At 75.0% G+C, this 20,727-nt stretch carries 23 protein-coding genes; 11 read left to right on the plus strand and 12 right to left on the minus strand.

Annotated elements, in window-relative coordinates; genetic code table 11:
* The first annotated feature begins 236 nt into the window (after positions 1 to 236).
* From ACWD4P_RS27090 to ACWD4P_RS27110, 5 genes are all read left to right on the plus strand, one after another.
* The gene (locus ACWD4P_RS27090) at positions 237 to 1,781 is read left to right on the plus strand and encodes an ATP-dependent DNA ligase (RefSeq protein ID WP_449781386.1); all 1,545 of its coding nucleotides are present in this window, start codon (positions 237 to 239) and stop codon (positions 1,779 to 1,781) included.
* A 270-nt stretch (positions 1,782 to 2,051) separates the two neighbouring features.
* Positions 2,052 to 2,285 carry a ferredoxin gene (locus tag ACWD4P_RS27095; RefSeq protein WP_359831416.1) on the plus strand — a complete coding sequence of 78 codons (234 nt, stop codon included), beginning with the start codon at positions 2,052 to 2,054 and terminating at the stop codon, positions 2,283 to 2,285.
* 144 nt (positions 2,286 to 2,429) lie between these two features.
* Complete coding sequence (locus ACWD4P_RS27100; RefSeq protein ID WP_449781387.1) at positions 2,430 to 3,644, plus strand: cytochrome P450; 1,215 nt, start codon at positions 2,430 to 2,432, stop codon at positions 3,642 to 3,644.
* 160 nt (positions 3,645 to 3,804) lie between these two features.
* Complete coding sequence (locus ACWD4P_RS27105; RefSeq protein WP_449781388.1) at positions 3,805 to 3,969, plus strand: hypothetical protein; 165 nt, start codon at positions 3,805 to 3,807, stop codon at positions 3,967 to 3,969.
* A 103-nt stretch (positions 3,970 to 4,072) separates the two neighbouring features.
* A complete protein-coding gene (locus ACWD4P_RS27110) occupies positions 4,073 to 4,411 on the plus strand; it encodes a hypothetical protein (RefSeq protein ID WP_359831422.1) in 339 nt (112 codons plus the stop codon).
* A 74-nt stretch (positions 4,412 to 4,485) separates the two neighbouring features.
* Here the strand turns inward: ACWD4P_RS27110 and ACWD4P_RS27115 are convergent, their stop codons facing one another.
* Genes ACWD4P_RS27115 through ACWD4P_RS27130 form a run of 4 tightly spaced genes read right to left on the minus strand, consistent with a single transcriptional unit; the run spans position 4,486 to position 6,304 of the window.
* Positions 4,486 to 5,421, minus strand: coding sequence for a hypothetical protein (locus ACWD4P_RS27115; RefSeq protein ID WP_449781389.1), 936 nt, complete (start codon positions 5,419 to 5,421; stop codon positions 4,486 to 4,488).
* A 55-nt stretch (positions 5,422 to 5,476) separates the two neighbouring features.
* The gene (locus tag ACWD4P_RS27120) at positions 5,477 to 5,761 is read right to left on the minus strand and encodes a DUF427 domain-containing protein (protein WP_359831004.1); all 285 of its coding nucleotides are present in this window, start codon (positions 5,759 to 5,761) and stop codon (positions 5,477 to 5,479) included.
* Positions 5,762 to 5,806: 45 nt separating this feature from the next.
* On the minus strand, positions 5,807 to 6,043 hold the full coding sequence (locus ACWD4P_RS27125) for a DUF6296 family protein (protein ID WP_449781390.1): 237 nt from the start codon (positions 6,041 to 6,043) through the stop codon (positions 5,807 to 5,809).
* 15 nt (positions 6,044 to 6,058) lie between these two features.
* Entirely contained in the window at positions 6,059 to 6,304 is a 246-nt protein-coding gene (locus ACWD4P_RS27130; RefSeq protein ID WP_359831007.1) for a DUF2277 domain-containing protein, read from the minus strand.
* A gap of 218 nt (positions 6,305 to 6,522) precedes the next feature.
* Here ACWD4P_RS27130 and ACWD4P_RS27135 point away from each other — a divergent pair, with 218 nt between their 5' ends.
* A complete protein-coding gene (locus tag ACWD4P_RS27135; protein WP_359831008.1) occupies positions 6,523 to 7,743 on the plus strand; it encodes an MFS transporter in 1,221 nt (406 codons plus the stop codon).
* Here the strand turns inward: ACWD4P_RS27135 and ACWD4P_RS27140 are convergent.
* From ACWD4P_RS27140 to ACWD4P_RS27150, 3 genes are all read right to left on the minus strand, one after another.
* Complete coding sequence (locus tag ACWD4P_RS27140; RefSeq protein ID WP_359831010.1) at positions 7,740 to 8,258, minus strand: gamma carbonic anhydrase family protein; 519 nt, start codon at positions 8,256 to 8,258, stop codon at positions 7,740 to 7,742. The genes ACWD4P_RS27135 and ACWD4P_RS27140 overlap by 4 nt on opposite strands.
* 57 nt (positions 8,259 to 8,315) lie before the next feature.
* Positions 8,316 to 9,704 (minus strand): serine hydrolase domain-containing protein, encoded by a 1,389-nt coding sequence (locus ACWD4P_RS27145; RefSeq protein WP_449781391.1) that lies wholly within the window; start codon positions 9,702 to 9,704, stop codon positions 8,316 to 8,318.
* 176 nt (positions 9,705 to 9,880) lie between these two features.
* Positions 9,881 to 10,447 carry a DJ-1/PfpI family protein gene (locus ACWD4P_RS27150; protein WP_359831664.1) on the minus strand — a complete coding sequence of 189 codons (567 nt, stop codon included), beginning with the start codon at positions 10,445 to 10,447 and terminating at the stop codon, positions 9,881 to 9,883.
* A gap of 256 nt (positions 10,448 to 10,703) precedes the next feature.
* On the opposite strand from ACWD4P_RS27150, the gene ACWD4P_RS27155 reads away from it, so the two are divergent.
* Both ACWD4P_RS27155 and ACWD4P_RS27160 read left to right on the plus strand, forming a co-directional pair.
* On the plus strand, positions 10,704 to 11,252 hold the full coding sequence (locus tag ACWD4P_RS27155) for an RBBP9/YdeN family alpha/beta hydrolase (RefSeq protein WP_359831662.1): 549 nt from the start codon (positions 10,704 to 10,706) through the stop codon (positions 11,250 to 11,252).
* A 35-nt stretch (positions 11,253 to 11,287) separates the two neighbouring features.
* Positions 11,288 to 11,914, plus strand: coding sequence for a hypothetical protein (locus ACWD4P_RS27160; protein ID WP_449781392.1), 627 nt, complete (start codon positions 11,288 to 11,290; stop codon positions 11,912 to 11,914).
* A gap of 28 nt (positions 11,915 to 11,942) precedes the next feature.
* Here ACWD4P_RS27160 and ACWD4P_RS27165 read toward each other — a convergent pair whose 3' ends face one another.
* The 5 genes from ACWD4P_RS27165 to map form a co-directional block, all read right to left on the minus strand.
* Entirely contained in the window at positions 11,943 to 12,302 is a 360-nt protein-coding gene (locus ACWD4P_RS27165) for a hypothetical protein (protein ID WP_449781393.1), read from the minus strand.
* Between the two features lie 107 nt (positions 12,303 to 12,409).
* A complete protein-coding gene (locus ACWD4P_RS27170; RefSeq protein WP_449781394.1) occupies positions 12,410 to 14,716 on the minus strand; it encodes a transglycosylase domain-containing protein in 2,307 nt (768 codons plus the stop codon).
* Between the two features lie 159 nt (positions 14,717 to 14,875).
* Positions 14,876 to 16,414, minus strand: coding sequence for an alpha/beta hydrolase (locus ACWD4P_RS27175; protein ID WP_449781395.1), 1,539 nt, complete (start codon positions 16,412 to 16,414; stop codon positions 14,876 to 14,878).
* Between the two features lie 157 nt (positions 16,415 to 16,571).
* Entirely contained in the window at positions 16,572 to 16,997 is a 426-nt protein-coding gene (locus tag ACWD4P_RS27180) for an acyl-CoA thioesterase (RefSeq protein WP_449781396.1), read from the minus strand.
* A gap of 135 nt (positions 16,998 to 17,132) precedes the next feature.
* Positions 17,133 to 17,900 carry a type I methionyl aminopeptidase gene (gene map, locus ACWD4P_RS27185; RefSeq protein WP_359829825.1) on the minus strand — a complete coding sequence of 256 codons (768 nt, stop codon included), beginning with the start codon at positions 17,898 to 17,900 and terminating at the stop codon, positions 17,133 to 17,135.
* A 97-nt stretch (positions 17,901 to 17,997) separates the two neighbouring features.
* On the opposite strand from map, the gene ACWD4P_RS27190 reads away from it, so the two are divergent.
* The 3 genes from ACWD4P_RS27190 (at position 17,998) to ACWD4P_RS27200 (ending at position 20,616) form a co-directional block, all read left to right on the plus strand.
* Positions 17,998 to 18,267, plus strand: coding sequence for a helix-turn-helix domain-containing protein (locus ACWD4P_RS27190; RefSeq protein WP_359829826.1), 270 nt, complete (start codon positions 17,998 to 18,000; stop codon positions 18,265 to 18,267).
* Positions 18,268 to 18,536: 269 nt separating this feature from the next.
* Positions 18,537 to 19,574, plus strand: a complete 1,038-nt coding sequence (locus ACWD4P_RS27195; RefSeq protein WP_449781397.1) for a lysine-2,3-aminomutase-like protein — start codon at positions 18,537 to 18,539, stop codon at positions 19,572 to 19,574.
* A gap of 79 nt (positions 19,575 to 19,653) precedes the next feature.
* Complete coding sequence (locus tag ACWD4P_RS27200) at positions 19,654 to 20,616, plus strand: DMT family transporter (RefSeq protein WP_449781398.1); 963 nt, start codon at positions 19,654 to 19,656, stop codon at positions 20,614 to 20,616.
* The last annotated feature ends 111 nt before the right edge of the window (positions 20,617 to 20,727 follow it).

The raw sequence follows: 20,727 nt of genomic DNA on the forward strand, positions 1-20,727 counted from the left end.
CCGGCGCCGGTGGACGGGGGCGGGCAGCCGGTCCCGGGGGTGGACGTCGTCATGCGGGGGCGGGGCGGGCAGCCGGTCCCGGGGGTGGACGTCGTCATGCGGGGGCGGGGCGGGCAGCCGGTCCCGGGGGTGGACGTCGTCATGCGGGGGCGGGACGGGCAGCCGGCCACGAGGACCGGTGTCGTCGTGCGGGGACGGGGGCGGGGCCGGATGCTGAGGAGGGTGGAGGTGATGGTGTGCCGGGGTTGTCGCGGTTGGCGTCGGTGTCGCGGGAGGTCGCGGCGGAGCCGGGGCGGCGGGCGAAGACGGAGCTGCTGGCCGCCTGCCTGCGGGGGTTGGGGCCGGTGGACGGGGCTGCCGCCGTGGCGCTGCTGTCCGGGGAGTCGCAGCGGCTGCGGACCGGGATCGGCCCGGCGGCGCTGCGGGGGTTGCCGGAGCCCGCGGCGGAGGCCTCGCTCGGGGTGCGGGAGGCGGAGCGGGAGCTGGAGCGGATCGCGGGGGTGCACGGGGCGGGCGCGCAGGCGGAGCGGCGGCGGCTGCTGCACGGGCTGTTCGCGCGGGCGACCGCGGTGGAGCAGGGGTTCCTGCGGGCGGTGCTGGTCGGGGACCTGCGGCAGGGCGCGCTGGACGCGATGGTCGGGGACGCCGTGGCGCGGGCGGCCGGGGTGCCGGCGGCGGCGGTGCGGCGGGCGGTGATGTTCCGGGGGTCGGCCCGCGCGGTGGCGGAGGCGGCGCTGACCGGCGGGGAGGCGGCGCTGGCGGCGTTCCGCCTGGAGGTGGGTCGGGCGGTGCGGCCGATGCTGGCGGCCTCCGCGCCGGACGTGGCCACGGCGCTGGAGCGCACCGGTCCGGCCGCGCTGGAGTGGAAGCTGGACGGCATCCGGCTGCAGGTGCACCGGGAGGGCGGGGAGGTCGCGGTGTTCACCCGCGGCCTGGACGACATCACCGCCCGCGTCCCCGAGGTGGTCGAGGCCGCGCTGGCGCTGCCGCTGGGGTCGGCGGTGCTGGACGGCGAGGCGGTCGCGCTCGGCCCGGACGGGCGGCCGCGCCCGTTCCAGGAGACCGCCGCACGCGCCGCCTCCCGGCGGGACCCGGACCGGCTGCGCGCCGAAGTCCCGCTCGACGCCTACTTCTTCGACCTGCTGCACCGGGACGGCGAGGACCTGGTGGACCGCCCCGGCCGGGAGCGCTGGGCGGCGCTGGCCGGGGCGGTGCCGGACGGCCTGCGGGTGGCCCGGGTCGAGACCGGGGACCCGGACCAGGCACTGGCCTTCTTCCGCGAGACGCTGGCGCTCGGCCACGAGGGCGTCCTGGTGAAGGACCCGGCCGTCCCGTACGCGGCCGGGCGGCGCGGCGCGGGCTGGATCAAGGTGAAGCCGCGGCACACCCTGGACCTGGTGGTGCTGGCCGCCGAGTGGGGCAGCGGGCGCCGGCACGGTTTCCTCAGCAACCTGCACCTGGGCGCCCGGGCCGCGGGCGAGCCGGGACTGGGCCCGTGGGTGATGCTCGGCAAGACCTTCAAGGGCCTGACCGACGGGACGCTCGCCTGGCAGACCACGGAACTGCTGGCCCGGGAGACCGGGCGGGACGAGCGGACGGTGCGGGTCCGACCGGAACTGGTCGTCGAGATCGCCTTCGACGGGGTGCAGCGCAGCCCCCGCTATCCGGCCGGTCTCGCCCTGCGGTTCGCCCGGGTGGTGCGCTACCGGCCGGACAAGTCCGCCGCCGAGGCCGATACCGTCGCGACCGTACGGGAGATCGCCGCCGCCGAGGGGCTGTGAGCCGGGCCGGCGACCGCCCGGGACCGGGCGCCGGGTGGGGCCGGAGGCGATGGGCCGGGGCCGGGTGCCGGGGCGCGCACCCGACCGTCCCGGTCGCGCCGCTTCAAACCTGCCCCGCCTCCCGGCGGCTCCGACGGGGACCGAATCGGCCATTCTCGGCGATCCCGTGACCGCACCCTCCGTGGACGGATCAGCGGCGGTTAGGTTGGCAATGACAACGAGAGGCGGCCGCCGGGCAGCCGGCGGCGCACTGGCGAGAGGTACCCGACCATGCGGGTGAGTATCGACCGGGACCGCTGCTGCAGCTCCGGGATGTGCGTCACGAACGTTCCCGAGGTGTTCGACCAGGACGACCACGACAGTCTGGTGAGACTCCGTCAGACCACCTTCCGGCCCGACCAGTTCGAGGATCTCAGACTCGCCTCCCAGCTCTGCCCGGGCGGCGCCATCACCGTGGTCGAGGACGAGCCGACGGAGACCGGGGCCACCTCGGTCGACGGCTGACCGGCCCGGCCACGACGGGAACCGGAACCGAAGCCACCACCGAACCCGCACCGCTCCCGCGACCGAGGCCGCGACCACGGCCGACGGGCGTCCGGCGACCACCTCCCCCACCGGAGAACCATCGCGACGCAAGGAGACCCCGCCTTGACGAGCACACCCACCGTCCCAGCCCTCCCGCTGCCGGCCCGGCACTCCGCCGGCTGCCCGTTCGGCCCGCCGCCCGCGTACACCGAGGCCGCCGCCACCGCCCGGCTGACCCGCGCCGAACTGCCCGGCGGAGAGTCCTGCTGGCTGGCCACCGGCTACACCGAGGTCCGCACCGTGCTGTCCGACCGCCGGTTCAGCGCGGACGTGCGCCACCCGTCCTTCCCGCTGCTGGTCGCCGGCAGCCGGGAGCGGATCACCGAGAACCCGAGCTTCCTGAACCTCGACGACCCCGAGCACGGCCGGCTGCGCCGGATGGTCACCGGGGACTTCCTGGTCAAGCGCGTCCAGGCGATGCGCCCGGACATCCAGCGGATCGTGGACGAGGCGCTGGACGCGATGACCGAGGGCCGCACCGAGGCCGACCTGGTCGCCGACTTCGCGCTGCCCGTCCCGTCCCTGGTGATCTGCCTGCTGCTCGGCGTCCCGTACGAGGACCACGGGTTCTTCCAGACCATCAGCCGGACGCTGCTCAGCAACGCCCTCACGCTCGAGCAGCGCGTGGACGCCCGGGACGAGATGCTGGCGTACCTGGAGGAACTCGCGGCCCGCAAGCGGGCGGAGCCGCAGGACGACATCCTCAGCCGGCTCGCCGTCCGGGACGACCTCACCCCGCACGACGTCGCCGCCACCGGCATCCTGCTGCTGATCGCCGGGCACGAGACGACCGCGAACATGATCTCGCTCTCCACCGCCCTGCTGCTGGACCGGCCCGAGCAGATCGCCAGGCTCGCCGACCCGGCCGCCCTGCCCGGCGCCGTGGAGGAACTGCTGCGCCTCCTCACCATCATCCACACCGGGGTGCCCCGGGTGGCGCTGGAGGACGTGGACCTGGGCGGCACCACCGTCCGAGCCGGGGAGGGCGTGATCGCGATGCTCTCCACCGCCAACCGGGACGAGGAGATGTTCGGCGGCGCCGGCCGTCGGGCGACGGACCAACTGGACCTGGACCGGGACGCCCGCCGCCACATGGCCTTCGGCTTCGGCGTGCACCAGTGCCTGGGCCAGCCGCTGGCCCGCGCCGAGCTGCAGATCGCGCTGGCCACCCTGTTCCGGCGGCTGCCCGGGCTGCGCCTGACCGTCCCGCGCGACGAGCTGGCGTTCCGCACCGACTCGTTCATCTACGGCATGCGGTCACTGCCCGTCACCTGGTGACGCCGGTACGGGGTCCTGGTGCGGTCCGCGGGCTCCTCCCCGGTCACTCGGCTGGCCGCAACCCCGGGGCGGAGGCAGGCTGGAGGGGCGAAGAGACACCACCGGTCCTGGCGCCCCGCGACTCGGCGCGCCAGGACCGGCCGAGGAGACGGAGCCCGCGATGACCGACATGAGCGACCGGTCCAAGCCGAGCACCGAGGAGGACGAGGACATCCGCGCCGCGGACCCCGAGGAGGGCATCCCCTCGATGCAGAACCTGCACGCGCAGGACACCTCCCGGGCGGAGGGCGCCCCCATGCTGGACGAGCCCGGCCAGCCCGGCTGACCGTCCGCCGTACCGACTCGACCGCCCGGTGGAACCGGGCGGTCGCCGCGACCGCGGGTGTCGCTGCTCCGGCGGCGAGCCACCCGCGGGGGAGGATAGGCGCATGACCGAACACGACCAAGGCAACCGCCAGGCCCGGCCGCCCGCGGACCCGCGCACGTCGTGGGCGACCTGGACCACTCAATCGATCATCAGCGGCCCCGGAGGAGTGACCACCGCCGAGGTCGGTCCGATCTCCGGCGACCTCACCGTGCACACCACCTGGGTGGACGGTGAGGCCAGGCTGACCGTCCAGTACACCGGCGCGCTGGACTGGTACACGGTCGCCGGCAGCCCGGTGCCGGCGCACGACGAGACCACCGCGCGGGCCATCCACCAGGCGATGGTGAACGGCGTCAAGGAGGGCCGGGGCGCGGGCGCCCCGGCGCCGCCGAGGCATTAGGAAGCCCGCGCGACGACGGCACGCCCGGGGCCGGTGACCGGTCCCGGGCGCGCCGTCCTGCTGCTCCCCCGCGGCTACCGGGCCTTCCCCCGCTCCCCCGGCTGGGCCGTCCCGCCCACCGGCGCCGGGGCGGTCGCGGCCCAGTAGTCGCCGTCCACCGGCCGCCGCCCGCGCAGGTCCTCCCGCACCTCGTCGGCCAGCCGGCGGGTGTCGCGGCGGTTCATGGTGGCGCCGATTCCCGCGCCGACCAGCAGCGGCGTCACCGCCGGCAGGTGGCGCAGCGAGCTGCGGGTCAGCCGGCGGCCGAGCTTCCGGCGCACCTCCGAGCCGATCGCCAGCGCGGCGAAGCCGGCGGGCCGCACCAGCAGGCTCGCGTCGATCCCCCGGCGGTCGGCCCAGGCCCCGAGGTAGGCGCCGGCCCGCTGGGTGGCGGTGCCCACGGCCGGGGTGCCGTACACCTCGTGCAGCTCGGCGATCAGCTTGACCTCCACGGCCGCCACCGCGAGCGTCTCGGCCGCGATCTCCGCCGGCATCGCGGGCGGCACCGGCAGCATCGCCGCCGCGCCGACGCCCGCGCCGAGCGCGCCGGAGGCCCGGACGGCGCCGGCCACCAGCAGATCGGCCAGCTGCTCGGGGAAGGCGGCGTCCGGGTGCTGCGCCCGCAGGGTGGCGAGGTCGCGCACCGGGATCCGCGGCGCGGTCCGCACCAGCTGCTCGGTCAGCGCCTTCCCGCCGTACGCGGCGCCCTTGGCCGCTCCCCTGGCGGCGGCCCGGCCGCCCTGGCCCAGCAGTCGGGCGGTGTGCAGCACCAGGGCGCGGCCGCGGCCGCGCCGCCGTGCCGTGTACGCGGCGACCGGGCCCTCGCCGACGGGCCGCTCGGACTCCTCGACCAGTTCGGCGAGCCGCTCGGTCAGCTCGGCTCCGGCCCGGTCGGGCTCGGTCGGGCCGGAGCCGGCGGGATCCGGTTCGACGGCCGGCCGGGAGCGGCCGGGCCTGCGGAAGACTGCCATGGGAATCCGGTGCCCCTTTCGCTGGGCGGCGGCACGGCCCGGGGGCCGGGGCCGCCTACTCGACGATCTCCACCCCACGCCAGAAGGCCACCCGGTCGCGCACGTGCTCGGCTCCGGGCATCGGGTCGGCGTAGAACCAGGCGGCGTCCGGGTTGGTCCGCCCCTCGACCTCCACCGTCCAGTAGCCGGCGGTGCCCTTCCAGCCGCACACCGTGGTGGTCTCCGAGGGGCGCAGGTACTCGGTGCGCACCGCCTCGGCCGGGAAGTAGTGGTTGCCCTCGACGACGACGGTGTCGTCGCTCTCGGCGATGACGACGCCCTGCCAACTCGCTGTGGTCATAACGCGATTGTGCCTGACGGAGGTGTTCCGCGCCGCTGCTTCCGGTCAGGACAGCGGGTGGGCGTGCACCGGCCCGTTCGGCTCCTGGTGGCCGCCGCTGGCCAGCATCCGGACCTCGCCGGCGGCGCTGATCTCGGCCCGGACGATGCCGGTCTCGTCCTCGTACACGGGGTGGCCGCCCGGGCCGGTCGCGTCGGTGCGGGTCACCACCACGACGTCCTGCGGGGCCTGGGTGCCGGGGGTACCGGGGAAGGTCAGGGCGTAGCGCTCGGCACGGTTCATCACACCGGCTCCCGCCTACCCGGCGGCCTCGGCCGGCACGGCGGCCCGGGCGTGCGGGCCGCGGACCTCCAGCTCGGCGAGCAGCCGCCCGGTGGCCTCCGCGACCGCCTCGACGGCCCGGTCGAAGGCCTCCCGGTTGTGCGCCGCGGGGGCCCGGAACCCGGACACCTTGCGGACGTACTGGAGGGCCGCGGCGTGGAAGTCCTCCTCGTCGGCGTCGGGCGTGACGGGAGGTCGCAGGGTCTTGATGTTGCGGCACATGCTCCCAGTCTCGCGCGCCTCGGCCGGGTCGGCGACCCCCGTTCGTCACACGCACCTCACGACGCCGTCACCCGGCCGGATTAGGATGCCGGACGAACGAATTCGTCCCGCTTCGTCCGGCCGCCCGTTCCACCCGTCGTCCCCGCCCTTCGCCCCGCCCCGCCCTTCGCCCCGCCGCGCGCTTCCCCGGTCCGTCGGCATCACTCCGGAGTCCCCCCTTGCCTCTCGCGCTGCTCGCGCTGGCCGTCACCGCGTTCGCCATCGGAACCACCGAATTCGCCGCCATGGGCCTGCTCCCCCAGGTCGCCGACAGCCTCCACGTCTCCATCCCGCAGGCGGGCTGGCTGATCTCGGCGTACGCGCTGGGGGTGGTGGTCGGTGCGCCGCTGCTGACCGCGCTGGCCTCCGGACGGCCGCGCAAGGCCGTCCTGGTGGCGCTGGCCGGCCTGTTCGCGACCGGCAACCTGCTGTGCGCACTGGCCCCCGACTTCTGGACCCTGGCCGCCGCCCGGCTGGTCACCGGGCTGCCGCACGGGGCCTTCTTCGGGGCCGGCGCGGTGGCGGCGGCCGAGCTGGTCGCGCCGCACCGGCGGGCCCGGGCGGTGGCCGTGATGTTCTCCGGACTGACCGTCGCCAACATCGTCGGCGTCCCGGCCGCGACCCTGCTCGGCCAGCACCTGGGCTGGCGGGCGACCATGCTGGTGGTCGTGCTGATCGCGGCCGCCGGGACGGCCGCCATCGCCCGGCTGGTGCCCGCGCTCCCCTCCCCCGGCCAGTCCGGGCTCCGACACGAGCTGCGGGCCTTCCGCAGCGGGCAGCTCTGGCTGGCGCTGGCCACCGTGGTGTTCGGCTGCGGCGGCTTCTTCGCCTGCTACAGCTACATCGCGCCGCTGCTCACCGAGGTCTCCGGGTACGCCACCGGCTCGGTGACGCTGGTGCTGGCGCTGTTCGGGGTCGGCATGACGATCGGCAACGTCCTGGGCGGGTTCGCCGCCGACCGGGCGCTGCGGCCGACCGTCTGCGCGGCCTTCGTGCTGCTCTCCGCCACCCTGGCGCTGTTCGCGGTGACGGCTCACGCCCGCTGGTCGGCGGCCGTCACCGTGGTGCTGATCGGGCTGTTCGGCTTCGCGATCGTGCCGGCCGTGCAGACCCTGGTGCTCCAGAAGGCGCGCAGCGCCCCGACCCTGGCCTCGGCGACGGTGCAGGGCGCCTTCAACCTGGCCAACGCCCAGGGCGCGTACTTCGGCGGGCTGGCGCTGGCCGCCGGGTTCGGCTGGACCGCGCCGACGCTGGTCGGCGCGGGCCTGGCCGCCGCGGGAACGCTGATCGCGGTGCTCGCCTGGGCGGCCGACCGGCGCCGGCCCGCCCCCGTGGCGACGGAACCGGCGGCGGCCGGGGTGACCGCGGTGGCCGTCGACGGGAAGGTGACGGCGGTCTAGATCTCCCGGTGGGCCTCGGCGAGCAGCTGGTAGCCGGCGCCGTTGGCCTTGATGCCCGCCCTCTCGTCCTCGGTCAGCTCGCGCCGGACCCTGGCCGGGACGCCGGCGACCAGCGAGCCGGGCGGGACGGCCATGCCCTGGGGCACCACCGCGCCGGCCGCGACCAGCGAGCCGGTGCCGATCCGGGCGCCGTTGAGCACGGTGGCGTTCATGCCCACCAGGACGTCGTCCTCGACCGTGCAGCCGTGCAGCACGGCGTTGTGGCCGACCGATACCCGTTCGCCGACCACCAGCGGGAAGCCGGGGTCGGCGTGCAGGGTGCAGTTGTCCTGGATGTTGCTGCCCGCGCCGACGCTGATCGACTCGGCGTCGCCGCGCAGCACCGCGCCGTACCAGACGCCGGCACCGGCGGCGACGGTCACGTCCCCGACCACGACGGCGTTGGGCGCCACGAAGGCTCCCGGGTCGACGGCGGGCTCCCTGCCCCCGACTGCGGCGATCAGCGGCTCTGCCATGGCTCGTCCTCCTGGTGACGGTGGGCCGTTGGGTCGCCGGTCAGCGTAGGGGGTCGGTCAGGGTGCCGTGCGGGCGAGGTCGGGTCCGGCCGCGCCGGGGGCGGTCGCGGGGGCCGCGGGCCGGGCGCCGCAGAGCGCCGTCACGATCACCGTGTTCCAGGCGGCGTTGGCGGGCGCCTCCGGGGCGTCGTGGACGGTGGTGCTCCCGGCGAACGCCCGCCCGCCGTCCGGGGCGCCGAGCATCATCGTGCTGTAGCCGGGGACGCCGCCCGCGTGGCCCCAGAAGGAGCCGCAGGGGGTGTCGAGGCGCTGCAGGCCGAGGCCGTACGTCCGGCCCTCGCCGTGGGCGGTGGTCCGTTTCATCGCGGCGAGTTCGGCCGGGCGCAGCAGGCGGCCGCCGAGCAGGGCGTCGAGGAAGGCGGTCAGGTCCGCCGTGGTGGAGACGCCGGCGCCGGCCGGGCCGGCCATCGAGGGGTTGAGCAGGGTGACGTCGACCGGGCCGGTGGCGGTCTTGAGGTAGCCGTGGGCGTGCGGGCCGGGGAGGACGGGCGAGTCGCCGGGCATCCGGGTGCCGGAGAGGCCGAGCGGGCGGATGATTCTGCGGGTCACCTCCTCGTTCCAGCTGCGGCCGGTGAGCTTCTCGACGACCATCCCGATCAGGACGTAGTTGGTGTTGGAGTACCGCCAGTCCTGGCCGGGCGGGAAGTCGGGCGGGTAGCGGTTGGCGATGTCCACCAGGTCCTGGAGGCCGTAGTGCCTGAAGCGGCCGCCGTCGAGCCATTGCGGCCGCTGGAAGTCGAAGGCCTGGTCCTGGGCGTACTCGGCGACGCCGCTGGTGTGGTCGAGGAGTTGCCGGACGGTGATCGCGGCGCTGTTCGGGACGACGCCGGGCAGCAGGCACTCCAGGCGGTCGTCGAGGTCCAGCCGGTGCTCGCCGACGAGCTGGAGCAGCGTGGTGGCGACGAAGGTCTTGGTGGCGCTGCCGATCCGGAAGGAGCCCCGGGGGTCGGCGGGCTCGTCGGTGCCGAGTTCGGCGACGCCGGTGGCGTGGCGCCAGCCCAGCCGGCCGTTCTCGCGGACGGCGCCGAGGGCGGAGACGGAGTAGCCGGGGTCGGTCATCCCGGCGAGGGCGGCGTCGGCGGCCGTCCAGTCGCCGGTCCGGCGTTCGGCGGCGGCGCCCTCGGCGGCCGTCGGATCGGTGGTGCCCTCGGCGGCCGTCCTGTCAGTGGTCGGCCCGTCGGCGGTCGGCCCGTCGGCGGCGGTGCCGTCCGCGCGGGTCACCGCGAGGTGTACGGCGCCGCGGCAACCCGCCGCCGACGACCGGTCGCCCGGTCCGGCGAAGGCGGCCGGGGAGAGGGCGGTGAGCAGTCCCGCGCCCACGGCGGCGGCGAGGGCCGCGCGCAGCAGGGGCCGGCGGCGGGCGGGGGCGGTCGGGTCGGCGGTCATGCCGTCCTCCCTGTTCCGGGGTCTGCGGTGTGGTCGACTCCTGCTGGATGGTGCTCACTTGGCACCCTGCCGGATCGGCCACGCCGGGTCGTCCCCCTGGGGAGGGGGTCCCGACCCCGAGGGATCCCGGAGCCGGACCCCGGGGACGTGTCGGGGTCCGGCTCCGGCGGCGGGCCTCAGGAGAGCGGCGCCTTGGTGCGCAGGACCTCGATGAAGGCCCGCAGCCACGCCGGGTGGTCGGGCCAGGCCCGGGCCGAGACGACCGTGCCGTCCACCACCGCCTCGCCGTCCACGAACTCGGCGCCCGCCGCCGTGATGTCCGGGGCCAGCGCCGGGTAGGCGGAGGTGCGGCGGCCGTCCAGCACGCCGGCCGCGGCGCTGATCAGCGGGCCGTGGCAGATCTGGGCGACGGGCTTGTCCTCGGCGAAGAAGTGCCGGGCGATCCGTTGGACGTCGGGGTCGTTGCGCAGGTACTCGGGGGCGCGGCCGCCGGGGATGACCAGGGCCGCGTAGTGGGCCGGGTCGACGTCGGCGAGGGCCAGGTCCGCGGGCCAGGTGTAGCCGGGCTTCTCGGTGTAGGTGTCGAAGCCCTCGACGAAGTCGTGCACCACGAACTGGAGGAGCTTCTTCGTCGGGGCCGCGATGTCGACCAGGTAGCCCTCCTCGCGCAGTCGCTGGTAGGGGTAGAACACCTCCAGTGACTCGGCGGCGTCCCCGGTGACGAGCAGGATCTTCGATGTCATCGCCGACATCCCTCCACGTGGTCGAGACTCAGGTCCGGTGGCGGCGCGGGGCGGCGGCGGGCCGGCCCGGGCCCGGTCCAACCTCCCGTACCGCGGACACCGTTGGCAACGGGGCGCACCGGGCGCACGACGGCGCATCCGGACGTTCGCGCGCCGGTTGCGGGGAGTGCGCGCCCGGCGGCCCGCCCGGCTGCGGGTGCCGCCGGCCCGCGGCCTAGACTCCTGCTGCCCGGCCCGACCGCTCCCGGAGGAGCCCATGCCCGACCGCACCACCCACCTCGTCCTCCCCGGCTACCAGAATTCCGGCCCGGGGCACTGGCAGTCCCGCTGGGAGGCGGCCGAGCCCGAGTCCTTCCGCCGGGTCGAGCAGGCGGACTGGGACCGCCCGGACCGGACGGACTGGGTGGCCCGGGTGGACGCGGCGGTGGCCGCGGCCGCCGCCGCGGGCCCGGTGGTGCTGGTCGCCCACAGCCTGGGCTGCGTCACGGCGGCCCACTGGGTGGCCACCGCCTCCGCCGAGCGCACCGCCGCCGTCCGGGGCGCGCTGCTGGTCGCCCCGGCGGACGTCGACACCGCCGAGGTGCCGGAGCTGACGGGCTTCCGCCCGGTGGCCCTGGAGCGCTTCCCGTTCCCGACCGTCGTGGTCTCCTCGACCGACGACCCGTGGGTCTCCGCCGAGCGGGCCCGCGCGTTCGCCGCCGCCTGGGGCGCCCGGTACGTCGAGCCGGGCGCGTACGGGCACCTCAACTCCGACTCCGGACTGGGCGACTGGCCGGAGGGCCGCGAACTGCTCGCCGAACTGTGACCGCGACCACGGGGGAACGGGGGGACGGGGGGACGATGAACCGGGGAAGGACCGACCGGGGGGCGCCGGGCCGGCGGACCTCCCGGCGCAGGCGCGTCCTGGTCCGGCTGCTGGCGCTCGGCGGGCTGGCCGCCGTCCTGCTCTACACCGAGGGGCAGTGGGAGAGCCGCTCGGGCGGGCGGATGCTGGTCGCCGACCTGCTCAACCGGCCGGAGCTGCTGCTCGGCGGGGCGCTGGCGGCGCTGATCGCGGCCGCCTGGCTGGGCGATCTGCGCGCCGCCGTACGGACGGCCACCCGCACCGTCACGGTGACCGCCGGGGTGGTGTTCCTGCTCGGCGTGCTGGCCGCGCACAAGGTGTCGGCGGCCGAGACGCGCAGCCGGGAGGACGCCCCGGCCGGGGCCGAGTGCGCCCTGGTGGTGGTGCACCGCTCGTACGCCACCGGGCCGGGGACGGACGAGCGCTGGCAGGTGCTGCTGGAGAGCGGCGAGGGCTGGTCGGCCCGGCGCTGGTCGCTGGCGGACATCGGCGGGAGCCGGGGCGACGCCCGGCTGGTGACGGCGAGTTGGACCGGGCGCTCGCAGATCACCGTGGTGACCGACTCCTACCGGCGGGTGTTCAACCTCGACCAGGACAGCGGGGAACCGGTCGAGGCGCGGTAGACCGCGGCGGACCGGCCCCGGCGGCCGCTCAGCCCAGCCCCAGGGCGTGGGCGCCGAGCACCAGCAGGACCGCGTTGCCGGCCGCCCCCGCGGCGGTGGCGGACAGGAAGCGGGCCGGTGTGCCGTCCGGGAGCGGGCTGAGGGTGTTCGCGTGCAGGAACCCCGGCATCGTCCACACGACCGCGACCCACCGCCGCACGGCGCCCGGCCCGGCGCCCGTCGCCGCACCCGCTGTCACACCCGCTGTCGCACCCGTTGTCGCACCCGCCCCCGTGCGCGGCTCGGCGCGCAGCTCGTGGGCGGCGGCGAGGCCGATCACCAGGTAGCCGGCCAGGTAGCCGATCGAGGGGCAGAGGACGGCGGGCACGCCGAGGATGCTGTGCGGCATGCGGCCATCGTCCGCGAACGGACGCGGCCCCGCATGAGTACGGGTACTCATGCGGGGCCGGGCGTCTCACCGGTGGTGCGCGCCGGGCGGCGCCGGGGGCGGACGGTTCACTGGTCCTCGGGGTCGGTGGCGCCGGGCGGGACGGACGGACCGCCGCGGCTGGGCGCCGGGTTGACGCCGCGCGGCCGGACGCCGTTCCCCGGGCCGCCGGTGGCGGGGGCGCCGGTGCAGCTCGCCGAGCCCGGCGAGGCCGTGGGGGTGGCGCAGGCGGGGTCGCGGCGCACCGGGTCCGGGATGTGGACGGTGGTGAAGTCCTTCTCCGGCATCGTCCGCACCGCGTCGCTCATCGCCTTCTGCCAGATCGGTCCGGGGCCGGTGGCGCCGTAGACCTCGGCCTGGTAGGCGCCGCCGATCCGGATGTTGCGCATCGGCACCTTGGTGCCCGGGCTGCCCAGCCAGACCGAGCCGGCCAGGTTGCCCGTGTAGCCGGTGAACCAGGCCGACTTCTTCTCGTCCGTCGTCCCGGTCTTGCCGGCGATCTGGCGGCGGTCGTCCAGGCCGAGGTCGCGCGCGGTACCGCCCTTCTCCGTCACCCCGAGCAGCACGCTGTTGATCACGTCGGCGGTGTCCTCGGACATCGCCTCGCCGCACCGGGCCGGGGGCACCGGGACGTCGGCGCCGTCCACCGTGGTGATCCGGTTGATCGCCATCGGCGCGCAGTAGGTGCCCCGCGCGGCGAAGGTCGCGTACACGTTGGCCATGGTCAGCGGGCTGACCTCCTGGGTGCCGAGGCCGAGCGCGGGCACCTCCTGGAGCGGTGAGCCGTCCGCCTTGCCCGGCATGCCCAGCTTGTTGGCCATCTGCTTGACCGCGCAGAGGCCGATCTCCTGCTCCATCTGCACGAAGTAGGTGTTCACCGAGAGCGCCATGGCCTGCTTGAGCTCGTACGGGCCCGTCTCGGAGGCGCTCTCGTTGGGGATGGTGCCCTCCTTCTTGCCCTTGCTGAGGTTCTTCCAGGTGCCGTCGCAGGTCTTCATCGTCGGCCAGTCCATCCGGTTGGGCGAGTCGTACCGCTGGGTGGACGACAGACCGGCCTCCAGGGCGGCCGCGGCCACGATCGGCTTGAAGTTGGAGCCGGGCTGGAAGCCCATGCCGCCGCCCATCGCCGCGTCCACGTTGTAGTTGACGACGGTCTCGTTCTTGTCCTTGGCCAGGCCGTACGGCCGGGTCTGCGCCATCGCCAGGATCTTGCCGCTGCCGGGCTCGACCATCGTCATCGCCGCCGAGACCGGGTCGGTGACGTACACCTTGGTGGAGACGGCGTTCTGGGCGGCGGCCTGCTTGTCCGGGTCCAGCGTGGTGTAGATGTTCAGACCGCCGGTGTCCCACAGCTTCTTGCGCTCGGCCGCGCTCTTGCCGAAGGCCGGGTCCTGCTTGACGACGTGGCGCACGTAGTCGCAGAAGAAGCCCATGCCGGCCTGCGCGGTGATGCAACCGTTGCGCGGGTCCTGGTAGTTGAGGCCGAGCGGGGCGGCCTTGGCCTCCTTGGCCTGGTCCGCGGTGATGTGCTTGTTCTCCACCATCTTGTCGATGACGGTGTCGCGGCGCTTCTGGGCGGCCACCGGGTGCAGCTTCGGATCGTACTGGGACGGGTTCTGCACCAGCCCCGCGAGCATCGCCGCCTCGGGCAGGCTGAGGTCCTTGGCGTCCTTGCCGAAGTAGCGCCGGGAGGCGGCCTGGATGCCGTACGCCTGGTGGCCGTAGAAGGTGATGTTGAGGTAGTTGGTGAGGATCTGGTCCTTGGTCAGGTCCTCCTCCAGCTTGATGGCGTACCGGAGTTCCTGGATCTTGCGGCCCAGGGTCTTGCGCTGGGCCTCCAGGACGGCCGCCTGGTCGTCGCCGGCCTTCTCCACGTTGACGTTCTTCACGTACTGCTGGGTCAGCGTCGAGGCGCCCTGGACGGCCGCCCCGCTCTCCGCGTTCTTGGTGATCGCGCGCAGGACGCCCTTGAGGTCGACGGCGCCGTGCTCGTAGAAGCGGGCGTCCTCGATGTCCACCTGCGCCGTGCGGATCAGCGGGGACATCTGGTCGGCGGGTATGACGGTGCGGTCGCGCTCGTACACCTTGGCTATCAGGCCGCCGTTGGCGTCGAAGATCTGCGTCGCCTGGCTCAGCGGCGGGGTCCTGAAGTCGTCGGGGATGTTCTGGAAACCCTCGGCGCCGTTCTTCGCGCCGAGTCCGACCGCGCCCGCCGCCGGGAGGATCACGCCCGCCAGCAGGACGCCGCCCAGCACGCTGGCGCCGAGGAAGGTGGCCGCGTGGCGCAGCATGCCGAACGGGGTCTCGCGGCGCCTCGGTCGCGGCACCCAGGTGTCGCCCGGGTCCGAGGCGGCTTTGCGGCTCTTCGGTGACATAGATCGAACATTACGGCCGTGAACAGGCCCTGGGGAGCGGGTGTTGGCGAAGGATTGTCACAAAATCGCGACGGATTCGCCTCATTCCCGAGGGTCCCCGGGGCCGGCGCACCGGGACACGGGCCGTTCGCTCACGACCCTTGCCCCGGTGCCCCCTCCCTAGCCGGCCGGGCAGAAGACGTCCCGGGCCGGGCGCTCGCCGGTCACCAGGTAGTCCGTCACCACCCGGTCGCCGCAGGCGTTCCCGTTGGCCCGGTACACGTCGTGGCCGCCCGAATCCACCGTCACCATCCGGGCCCGGTCCCCGAACGCCGCACGCAGCTTGAGCGCGCCGGAGTACGGGCTGGCGGGGTCACGAAGGTTCTGCGCCAGCAGGACGTTCGCCGGGCCCCGGTCGGTGACCCGCACCGGCGGCTCGGCGGGCGCGAACGGCCAGAACGCGCAGGCCATCACGTTCACCGGCATGCCCGCGGTGAGCGGACGGGCGGCGCGGTCGGCGGCGACGGCCCGGGCGTAGCCGGCCGGGTCGGCGGGCCAGCTCACGTCGTTGCAGAGGGTGGCGGCCGAGGCCGCGATGTGGTTCTGCATCACCTCGTCGGGCAGCTGGGCCGGCGCCGCGGGCAGCGGACGGCGGCCCAGCCCGGCCAGCATCAGCCGGGCGAGGCCGGGGAACCGCTTGTCCGCGATCATGGACTGCACCATGGTCTCGCGCAGGACGTTGCCGTTCAGCTCTGCCGGATTGGCCCCCTGCCAGGGGATCGGCGCGCGGTCCAGGCGGGCGGCGAGGTCGAGGAAGACCGAGCGGACCTCCTCGGGAGTGTCCGCGACCCGGTCCGGATTGCCCGGTGCGGCGGCCCACGTGGCGAAGTCGGGGAAGCGGTCCTCGACACCCTGGCCGAAGGCGGCCAGCCAGCCGCGCCCGACCCGGGTCGGGTCCGGGTCGTCGTTGCTGTCCAGCACGATCCGGTCGGTCCGCTCGGGGAACAGGCTGGCGTAGACCGCGCCCGCGTACGTGCCGTACGAGGTGCCCCAGGCGGAGAGGCGGGGTTCGCCGAGCGCGCGCCGGATGCTGTCGATGTCACGGGCCTCGTTCGCGGTGGAGATGCTGCGCATCACCGGGCCGCCGTTGCGGGCGCAGGTCTCGGCGAACCGGCGTCCGGTGGAGACGCTCTCGTCGATCGAGCCGTCGGCGGCGGGCCAGGGCCGGAGTTTGACCCAGGCCAGGTCCGCGTGGTCCACGCCGCAGCTGACCGGGGTGGAGCGGCCGACCCCGCGCGGGTCGAAGCCGACCAGGTCGTAGCGGTCCCGGACCGGCTCCGGGATCTGGTCGAACTGGGTGGACGGGCGGTCCACGCCGGTGTCGCCGGGGCCGCCCGGGATGATCAGCAGGACGCCCCGGCGCAGGGCGGGCTTGGCGGTGGCGATCCGGGAGACGGCGAGCGTGATCCGCGGGCCGTGCGGATCACGGTAGTCCAGCGGGACGGTGAGGTCGGCGCACTTCTGGCCCCGTTTCGCCTCGCCCGCGCAGTCGGTCCAGGCGAGGCGGTCCCGTCCGGGCCGCTGGGAGTCGGCCGCGTCGGCGGGCACGGCGCTCAGCGCGGTGACGGCGAGCGCGGCGGCCGCGGTGAACGCGGCGGTGATCGTGCGGGTGGGTGTGCGGGCGGTCCTGCCGGTGGGTGCGCTGGTGGGTTTCGACATGCCCAAGAGTCTGCTGGGGCAGGGCACTTGGGCCCATGCGGGCAGCGGGCCGGTCCGGGGTGGGGATATCCCCCCGGCGAGGGGGTGGAGACCGCTTCCGGGTGGCCGCGGTCTCCGGTCGGGGAGGGTGTGGTGGGGGAAGGGACCGGACGCCGGCTCAGAGGCCGAGCAGGCCCGGGTCAGCGGCCAGGGCGCGCAGCGGCTCGCGCGGGTCCGCGACCAGCCTGCGCTCCGTCAGGTCGAGGATGCCGCCGACCCCGGTGATCTCCGCGGCCAGCACGCCGTCCTCGCGGACCAGCCGCTGCACCACCTGGAAGGTCTTGCCGTCCCGCCAGGTGAACGAGCAGCTGACCGCCACCGCGTCGCCCGCGCGCAGCTCCCGCAGGTACTTGACCGTGGTCTCCAGCACCACCGGGCCGATCCCCGCGGCGACCAGGTCCGCCTGGCGGATCCCGGCCGCCCGGAGGTACTCCCAGCGGGCGTGCTCGGCGTACTGGAGGTAGACCGCCTGGTTCAGGTGCCCCTGGGAGTCGGTCTCGTACCCGCGGACGGTGATGTGCGTGGTGAAGTCCTGATCACTCATGCCCCGCACGGTACTCCCGGCCCCGGTGGCCCCACCGCGTGTCCTCCGTCACCCCGGCCGCACCGCTCTCCGGGTCCGGCCGCCCGGCCGCCCGGCCGCCGACAGCCCGCCGCCCGCCGCCCGCCGCCCGCCGGATCAGAGCAGGGTGAGGATGCGCGGGCCGTCCTCGGTGACGGCGACGGTGTGCTCGATGTGGGCGGCCCGGCGGCCGTCGACGGTGCGCAGGGTCCAGCCGTCGGGGTCGGTGCGGTGGTCGTCCCGGCCGCCGGCCAGCAGCATCGGCTCGATCGCCAGCACCAGGCCGGGGCGCAGCGGGTAGCCCCGGCCCGGGCGGCCCTCGTTGGCCACGTGCGGGTCCTCGTGCATCCGGCGGCCGATGCCGTGGCCGCCGTAGCCGTCCAGCAGGCCGTACCGGCCCGCGCGGGCGACGGTGCCGATGGCGTGGGAGATGTCCCCGGTCCGGTTGCCGGCCACGGCGGCGGCGATGCCCGCCTCCAGGGCGCGCCGGGTGGTCTCGATCAGGGCGGTGTCCTCGGGGCGGGCGGTGCCGACGGTGAAGCTGACCGCCGAGTCCCCGGCCCAGCCGTCCAGGACGGCGCCGCAGTCGATGCTGACCAGGTCGCCGTCGCGCAGCCGGTAGCCGGTCGGGATGCCGTGCACCACCGCGTCGTTCACCGAGGCGCAGATGACGGCGGGGAACGGGACGGGCGCGAAGGCGGGGCGGTAGCCGAGGAACGGCGAGGTGGCCCCGGCGGCCTTGAGCACACCGCGCGCCACCTCGTCCAGTTCCAGCAGGCTCACGCCCACGGCGGCCTGCTCGCGGACGGCCGCCAGCGCTCGGGCCACCACCCGCCCGGCCTCGCGCATCGCGGCCAGCCCGGTGTCCGACTTGAGTTCGACCATGGCACATCTCTCCCCTGAACCAATTCTTATACCGGTATTTGTATCACGGTCGAGGGGTGTGGACCGCCCGGCAGGGGGAGGCCCTAGACTCGGGGGCATGGTGAGGACTCCGCTGACCCCGTGGGAGCGCGAGCGCGGCGAGCGCTTCGGGGTGCTGCTGCGCGAGGCGCGCGGCGGGCGCAGCATGGTCGAGGTGGCGGCGGTGGCCGGCGTCTCGGCCGAGACGCTGCGCAAGATCGAGACGGGCCGGGCCCCGACGCCGTCCTTCTTCACCATCGCCGCACTGGCCTTCGCGCTCGACCTCTCACTGGACGAGCTGGCGGCCGCGTGCGCCCCCGCGGAGGACGACGAGGCGCTCTCCGCCTGAACGGCGGACGCCCGGAGCGCGTCGTACCGGGATCGTTAACAACCGGTGACGCGACCTCCCGGATATTGTCACAATCCAAACTTGACGCGTTTATGCCACCGGACTAGCGTCGTCATTCGTCGGCCTTCTCGCGTCACCGCCGAATCGCTTTCCGAAGCCCTCCTCAAATCCCGTGATGATGTCGCTCGCGGGAATTTCGCCGTCCGTCGAAACGCGGCAGGACGCCGCCCGCCGAACGATCCTCATCGGTTTCCCCAGGAGCTGAAGACATGGTCGCCTCGCGCCCGATTCGCACGCCCAAGGAACTGCTCGCCCAGCAACTGATCCCGGAGGACGAATTCGCGACGATCACCGACGTCGCCAAGCGGTACGCCCTCAGCATCACCCCCGCCATGCACGGACGGATCGTCGACGTGGACGATCCGGTGGCCCGTCAGTTCGTGCCCACCGGAGCCGAACTGACCTCCTACCCGGAGGAGCGGCTGGACCCGATCGGCGACGATCCGTTCACCCCCGTCAAGGGCGTCACCCACCGCTACCCGGACCGGGTGCTCCTCAAGCCGGTGCTGGTGTGCCCGGTGTACTGCCGGTTCTGCTTCCGCCGGGAGGTGGTCGGCCCCGGCGACGCGATGCTGAAGGAGGACCAGCTCGCGGCCGCGCTGGACTACATCCGCGACCACCCGCGGATCTGGGAGGTGATCTTCACCGGGGGCGACCCGCTGATCATGTCCCCGAACCGGCTGCGGCCGATCCTGGCGGCGCTCGACGCGATCGAGCACGTCAAGGTGATCCGCTTCCACACCCGGGTGCCGGTGGTGGACCCGGACCGGGTGACCGAGGACCTGGTCGCGGCGCTCACCCTGGACACCCCGGTGTGGGTCGTCGTGCACACCAACCACAGCCAGGAGATCGGCCCCGGTGCCCGGCGGGCGCTCGGCCTGCTGGCCCGCTCCGGCGTCCCGCTGGTCAGCCAGACGGTGCTGCTCAAGGGCGTCAACGACACCCCCGAGGCGCTGGAGGACCTGTTCCGCACCCTGATCGTGAACCGGGTCAAGCCCTACTACCTCCACCACGGCGACCTCGCGGTCGGCACCAGCCACTTCCGCACCACCATCGAAGAGGGCCAGGCGCTCGTCCGGCAGCTGCGCGGCCGGGTCTCGGGCATGTGCCAGCCCACCTACGTGCTGGACATCCCCGGCGGCCACGGCAAGGTGCCGATCGGGCCGTCCTACCTGAACGGCGACGGGACCGTGACCGACCCGTGGGGCGTCACCCACACCTACCCGCCCCGGAGCAGCACGGACTGACCGTCCACCGGCGCCCGGCCCGACGCGTACCGCACCGCACCCCACCGCACCGCCCGACGCCGAAGGGAACCGCCGGCCCATGGCCACCGAGCCCTCCCCGCGCCCGCCGGACTCCGCCCGCCCGACCCGGCCCCGGGGCTCCGCCACCGGGGTGGTCGGCAACGCCGTCCGCCACCCCGGCGGGACGCTGACCCTGCTCGGTGCCTCGGCGATCTGGGGCCTGTGGACCACCGCGGAGAAGTACGCGCTCCGGGGGCTGCCCGTCCTGACGGTGCTCGCCGTCTCCCTGTCCACCGCCGCCGCCCTGCCCTGGGCCGTCCTGCTGTTCCGGGGCCACCGGCGCCCGCCGCGCGCCCAGTTGGGCCGGCTCGCCCTGCTCGGGCTGTTCGAGCCGATGGTGGGGTACGGGGCGATCGGGCTGGGGATGGCGCACATCGACGCGACCCAGGCCTCGATCCTGCGCGGCTCCGAGGCCTGCTTCGTGGTGGCGCTGGCCGCGCTGGTCCACCGCCGGGCGCCCACGCCGCGCGCCGTCGGCGGCGTGCTGCTGGGCGCGGTGGGCGTCGCCGCGCTGGGCGGCAGCCATGCCGTGTTCGGGCTCGGCACGGGAGACCTCCTGGTGCTGCTCGGCACGGTGGCCGCCGCGGCCGCGACCATCCTCACCGGGCGGATCGTCCGGGACACCGATCCGCTGGTCGCCACGGCCTACCAGTTCGGCTTCGGGCTGCTGTTCACCCTGCCGCTGATCGCCGGTCAGTGGCTGCTGGGCGGCGGGCTGACCACCGGCGGGGCCCGGCCGCTGCACTGGCTGGTCGCGGCCGGGGTCTGCGGCGGCGGGCTGGCCCTCGCGTTCCTGATGTACAACCGCGCAGTGACCCGCACCCCGGTGACCACCGCGGGCGTGCTGCTGAACGTCGTCCCGGTGTTCGGGCTCGCCTTCGCGGTGGGGCTGCTGGGCGAGCGCATCGACGCCTGGCAGTACGGCGGGGCCGCGCTGGTGCTGGCCGGGATCTTCCTCTTCTCCGAGGCGGACGCGTCCTAGGATCTGTGGACGGCCGCGGCCCGCCCCGCGCGTGGTGCGCGGCTCGCGATGTACGCCAACTGGCTGGCGCCGCAGCTCGCGCCGAAGGGCATCCGGGTCAACGTCGTCCAC

The sequence above is a fragment of the Kitasatospora sp. NPDC002543 genome (assembly GCF_053594915.1).

Coding starts and splice junctions, on each gene's coding strand:
- ACWD4P_RS27165 (WP_449781393.1), bottom strand. CDS start 12,302: ATGCCGCACAGCATCCTCGGCGTGCCCGCCGTCCTCTGCCCCTCGATC.
- ACWD4P_RS27120 (WP_359831004.1), bottom strand. CDS start 5,761: ATGACCACAGCGAGTTGGCAGGGCGTCGTCATCGCCGAGAGCGACGAC.
- ACWD4P_RS27160 (WP_449781392.1), top strand. CDS start 11,288: ATGAACCGGGGAAGGACCGACCGGGGGGCGCCGGGCCGGCGGACCTCC.
- ACWD4P_RS27150 (WP_359831664.1), bottom strand. CDS start 10,447: ATGACATCGAAGATCCTGCTCGTCACCGGGGACGCCGCCGAGTCACTG.
- ACWD4P_RS27170 (WP_449781394.1), bottom strand. CDS start 14,716: ATGTCACCGAAGAGCCGCAAAGCCGCCTCGGACCCGGGCGACACCTGG.
- ACWD4P_RS27155 (WP_359831662.1), top strand. CDS start 10,704: ATGCCCGACCGCACCACCCACCTCGTCCTCCCCGGCTACCAGAATTCC.
- ACWD4P_RS27125 (WP_449781390.1), bottom strand. CDS start 6,043: ATGAACCGTGCCGAGCGCTACGCCCTGACCTTCCCCGGTACCCCCGGC.
- ACWD4P_RS27110 (WP_359831422.1), top strand. CDS start 4,073: ATGACCGAACACGACCAAGGCAACCGCCAGGCCCGGCCGCCCGCGGAC.
- ACWD4P_RS27180 (WP_449781396.1), bottom strand. CDS start 16,997: ATGAGTGATCAGGACTTCACCACGCACATCACCGTCCGCGGGTACGAG.
- ACWD4P_RS27190 (WP_359829826.1), top strand. CDS start 17,998: ATGGTGAGGACTCCGCTGACCCCGTGGGAGCGCGAGCGCGGCGAGCGC.
- ACWD4P_RS27145 (WP_449781391.1), bottom strand. CDS start 9,704: ATGACCGCCGACCCGACCGCCCCCGCCCGCCGCCGGCCCCTGCTGCGC.
- map (WP_359829825.1), bottom strand. CDS start 17,900: ATGGTCGAACTCAAGTCGGACACCGGGCTGGCCGCGATGCGCGAGGCC.
- ACWD4P_RS27175 (WP_449781395.1), bottom strand. CDS start 16,414: ATGTCGAAACCCACCAGCGCACCCACCGGCAGGACCGCCCGCACACCC.
- ACWD4P_RS27140 (WP_359831010.1), bottom strand. CDS start 8,258: ATGGCAGAGCCGCTGATCGCCGCAGTCGGGGGCAGGGAGCCCGCCGTC.
- ACWD4P_RS27195 (WP_449781397.1), top strand. CDS start 18,537: ATGGTCGCCTCGCGCCCGATTCGCACGCCCAAGGAACTGCTCGCCCAG.
- ACWD4P_RS27105 (WP_449781388.1), top strand. CDS start 3,805: ATGACCGACATGAGCGACCGGTCCAAGCCGAGCACCGAGGAGGACGAG.
- ACWD4P_RS27200 (WP_449781398.1), top strand. CDS start 19,654: ATGGCCACCGAGCCCTCCCCGCGCCCGCCGGACTCCGCCCGCCCGACC.
- ACWD4P_RS27130 (WP_359831007.1), bottom strand. CDS start 6,304: ATGTGCCGCAACATCAAGACCCTGCGACCTCCCGTCACGCCCGACGCC.
- ACWD4P_RS27115 (WP_449781389.1), bottom strand. CDS start 5,421: ATGGCAGTCTTCCGCAGGCCCGGCCGCTCCCGGCCGGCCGTCGAACCG.
- ACWD4P_RS27095 (WP_359831416.1), top strand. CDS start 2,052: ATGCGGGTGAGTATCGACCGGGACCGCTGCTGCAGCTCCGGGATGTGC.